The organism is Streptomyces sp. NPDC034670 (assembly GCF_055574875.1).
Map to the genome: position 1 here is coordinate 1 of NZ_JBVITR010000116.1, position 4,192 is coordinate 4,192.

Here is a 4,192-nt window from a genome sequence, read left to right on the forward strand (position 1 = left end):
CGATCCACGGCCGCGACTGACGCTTTCCCACGACCCGACCAACGAGCAGACAAGCCGATGGTTACTTGATCAACGACTTCTGTTAGGAACTCTTAGCCAGTTACTCTCTTGCTGGCGACAGCGCGCTTAGGAATGGCTTGATTCGTGTGATTGCTGGGTCTGGTTCAGGGTTCGGTATCTCGGCAATGTTCGTACCGAAGATCCGTTCCCTCTTAGCTTGACTCTGTCGGGGATCTTGGAGTTGCCGAGGTCAGGTGCCCAGGGTGCGCCAGGACTTCGGCCGGGGGATCTCGTGCTGATCGAGGTAGGTCTGGAAAGCGGTCGGTCGGCGTGGCCGGGGTGCTTCCTCGGTCGGTGGGAGGCCGCTGAGGCGCTCGATGTTGATGGCGATGGCGGTCAGGACGTGCTGGAGGTGGACCTTGCCCTGCCCTCGGTAGCGGCAGCGGCGCATGCCGTGGCCATGGGCGAACTCGTTGACCGTGCCCTCCACTCCGGAGCGGACCGCGTAGCGGGTTTTCCACTCGGGTGTCTGCTGCTCGGCACGGATGCGGAGTTGCAGGTCGCGGAGTTCTCGCGGAGGAAAGCCGACGGTGCGGGTGCTTTCGCGGGAGGTGGTGCACTGGGCGCGGGCCTGGCAGGGGTGGCACTGGCTTTTGGTGAACCGTGCCACGATCAGCGGAGCCGCGGTGGGCGAGGAGGTCGGGTAGGGGCCGTGCCAGCCCTGGCTGACCTGCCCCTGGGGGCAGGTGACCTGTCGGCGGTCGTAGTCGATGTGGAAGTCGTCCCGGGCGAAGCCCTCGCCTCGGCGGTGTTGTCGGGTGGGATTGCCCCGGAGCGGCCCGGAGACGGTGACCTGGTGATCACGTGCGGCTTGTTCCAGGTGGGGCAGGGAGGTGTAGCCGCTGTCGACCAGGTGCTCGGCGGGCAGCAGGCCGCGGCGGTGCAGGCGGGTGTGGATGCCGGGCAGGACCTTGCTGTCGTGGGTGGTGGATGCGGTGGTGGCCACGTCCGTGATCACGTTGGGGCCGTCGGGAGCACACGTCTCGGTCAGATGGGCGGAGAACCCCTTCCAGCTGATGATGTGCCCGTGGCGGGCATAGCGGGCCGAGGTGTCATACGGGGAGACGATCGCCTGGGACGAGGGCGGCAGCCCGGGCCCGTCTTCCGTCTCGGCGGTGCGCCAGCGCAGGTGCCCTGCGGAGTCGCGGTGGTAGTTCTGCACCACGATCTGACGCAGGGCCTGGACGCGAGGGCCGGACACGCTGTCTGCTCCGTGCCGGTAGAGGTGTTCCAGGAGCCGGACGGCGTCGTTGCCGGTGGCGAGGATCCTGGTCTTGGGCTTGGTGGGGTTCTTGCCCAGGCGGACCGGACGGCCGTAACGGCGCCCCCAGTCCTCGTCGACCAGCTCATCCAGCAGGTGCGGGGCGGCGCCGGCGACTTCCTCCAGCGCGGCGCGGACGGCCTCAGTGACCATCTCCAGCCGGGTCAGGTCGCGGACCGCGGCCAGGACATGGGTGGAGTCGGTGCGCTGGGTGGTGCGCTCGCGCACCAGGCCGGCCTCCTTGAGGCGGGCCAGGGCGAGGTCGAGGAGGCGGTCGGCGCGGTCGCCTTCGGTGAGACGTGCGCGGAAGTCGGCCAGCACGCTGTGGTGGAAGCCGGGATCGTCCAGCTCCATGGCCATGGCGTACTTGAAGTCGATGCGGCAGCGCACCGCCTCGGCGGCCTGCCGGTCCGACAGGCCAAGCACGAACTGCAGCACGCACACGGTGGCCAGCTGGGCGGGCGAGAGGCCCGGACGCCCGTCACGCGGATACCAGTCGGCGAAGTCCTCGTCACGCCACAGCCCGTTCAGACGGTCTCTCACCCACATCGCCGCCGTACCGGCCGGGTTGCTCGCCCGCGCGATCTGCGCGGTTAGAGGCGGGACTTGCTCACCGGAGCGGGGACGGAGCGACAACGGACACCTCGGCAACTGCATGGGCTCTCGGAACATCCCGAGCATGCCCGCCGATCACGCCGGCGCACCGGGAAACTTCAAGATCCCCGACAGAGTCAAGCTCAGGAAGGGTTGGGCATGGTCGAGCCGGCCGCCGGGCGGGGTAGGTGCCCACCGCGGGCCGGGGGGCAGTGCACGGGGTGAGACCGCCGATGGATCGGACGGTCTTTCAAGAGCCGACCGGGACAGGTCGATTGTGCAGGCTCTGCCGATTGCGTAGTTTGCTGTGCGCAGGTGCCCACGCTCATTGCGCAGACGTCTGCGCAATTGGGTGCCGTCACCGTTGCGCAGCCGTGATTGCGCAGCCGTCCGCACCACCGAGACCGCCATGGTCGGGGTCGTGGTCGGGGTGATGAGGATCGTGGTGGGCCCGGCCATGAGACCGACCATGGCAGCTCACGGTGCCTGTTACCCGATCGTGACCGGTGGTCGGGGCTGGTGGTCGGCGGCCTGGTCGGGGGTGCCCGGTGAGCTGGCGGCATGGATCTCGTCCACCGTTTCCCACCCAGCGATCTTGGTCATTCTCCGGTGTCACGTTGGCCACAGGATCTCGGCGGCGGCGCGCTCACGGTACGCGGGGGAATTCGGTGAGCCGCTTCGGCGCGGGGATCCGGCGCGGGGTGATGGCGGCGGAGCAGTTCACTCAGATCGCCAACGGTCTCTTCCGCGACGCCAGGCTGTCGTTTCGAGCGAAGGGTCTGTTCGGCTACATCAGCACGCACGCCACGGGCTGGCAGGTGACCGTCGCTGACCTGATGAGAGTCGGGCCCGACGGGCGGAACGCCGTCCGCGTTGCCTTGAGCGAACTCCAGCAGCACGGCTACCTCATACGCGAGCAGCTCCGGCACGCGGACGGCACCCTCGGCGAGATCGTCTACTCGATTACGGATTGCCCGGCGGCCATGGACGCCGGCCGTGCCCGGACGACCGATACGGCGTTCGTCTCCATTCCGGCGAGTGAAGTGGGACGTGGCGTCACCGCGGGAATCCGGCGCGGGGTGATGGCGGCGGATCAGTTCACGCAGATCGCCAACGGCCTGTTCCGTGAGGGCCGGCTGTCGTTCAAGGCGAAGGGGATCTTCGGCTACATCTCCACGCACCGCGACGGCTGGCGCATGACCGTTGCCGACCTGGCGCGCCGCGGCCGCGACGGCGAGGCGGCTGTCAGGAGCGGGCTGAAAGAGCTGGAGGGGCACGGCTTCCTGCTGCGGGAACGCCAGCGCCATCCCGATGGCACCCTGGGCGCGGCCGCATACTACATCACCGACCTGCCCGCCCTGCAAAACAGCAGGTCACAACCGATGTCGGATTTTCCACCAGTGGATGAACCGACGTCGGTTAATCGCCCTACTAAGAACACCATCAGTAAGAAGACCAACAAGCAGAACATCAGACCCCTCCGTCCGTGCGCCCACGACACCGCAGTGCGCACCCCCGGACGGAAGGATCAGCCACACCCGCCGACCGCTTCCGCTCCCGCGCCCGCCCCGCCGGCCGATGAGATGCATCCGGGGATCCGGTTGCTGCTGGAGATCGGAGCGAGCCGTCCCGAGCTGCTGCTGACGGGCAAGGCGCTGACCGATCAGGGCCGGGTGGTCACCGTCATGTTGGAAGCCGGCTGGAGCGCCGAGCAGCTGCGGCACGTCATCACCGACCGGCCTCTGCCCAGCCCGGTGCGCACCTCGGTCGGCGCGATCATCGCCGCCCGGCTGCGCGCCGCCCAGGCCTACCCGCCACCCGCCACCGCGGCCGACCATCCGGGCGAGCATCGGTCGGCCGAGCCGCTCCCCAAGCCGGCCCCCGAGCAGCCGTGGACGGAACGCTCTTCGACCAAGGCCGCCGCCCGCACGGTCGACGAGGCCCTGACCTACCGGGCGCTCGTCGAGTGCGCCGGCTGCGGGGTCCCCGGAACCGCACCCGGCGAAGGCCTCTGCCCGACCTGCCTGGGCTGGCCGCCGTGTCGCACCTGCCCGGGCCCCACCCCCCGCCGCGCCCGTCCCGACGGCGACGGCCGCTGCACCACCTGTGTCACCGCATCCACCTACTCTGTCCAGGTGAGCACCTCGTAATGGGCGCGCTTTGCCCACCGCTACGCGGCGGGCGGCACCAGCCCGCTGGACTTCCTGCCCTACCGGGACGGCAGACCGCTGCCCGGCGGATTCAAGCTCGGCGTCAACCCGGGCCTGGTCAAGCACG

The 4,192-nt window shown here is 69.1% G+C and carries 2 protein-coding genes; one reads left to right on the plus strand and one right to left on the minus strand.

Annotated features, from left to right (window positions below):
• Positions 1-250: 250 nt before the first annotated feature.
• Complete coding sequence (locus ACZ56B_RS32630) at positions 251-1,870, minus strand: IS1182 family transposase (RefSeq protein ID WP_468798648.1); 1,620 nt, start codon at positions 1,868-1,870, stop codon at positions 251-253.
• A 713-nt stretch (positions 1,871-2,583) separates the two neighbouring features.
• Here ACZ56B_RS32630 and ACZ56B_RS32635 point away from each other — a divergent pair.
• Positions 2,584-4,065, plus strand: coding sequence for a hypothetical protein (locus ACZ56B_RS32635; RefSeq protein ID WP_468798651.1), 1,482 nt, complete (start codon positions 2,584-2,586; stop codon positions 4,063-4,065).
• The last annotated feature ends 127 nt before the right edge of the window (positions 4,066-4,192 follow it).

Bases quoted from the DNA above. Each gene is read 5' to 3' on its own strand.
- ACZ56B_RS32630 (WP_468798648.1), bottom strand. From the start codon at position 1,870: ATGTGGGTGAGAGACCGTCTGAACGGGCTGTGGCGTGACGAGGACTTC.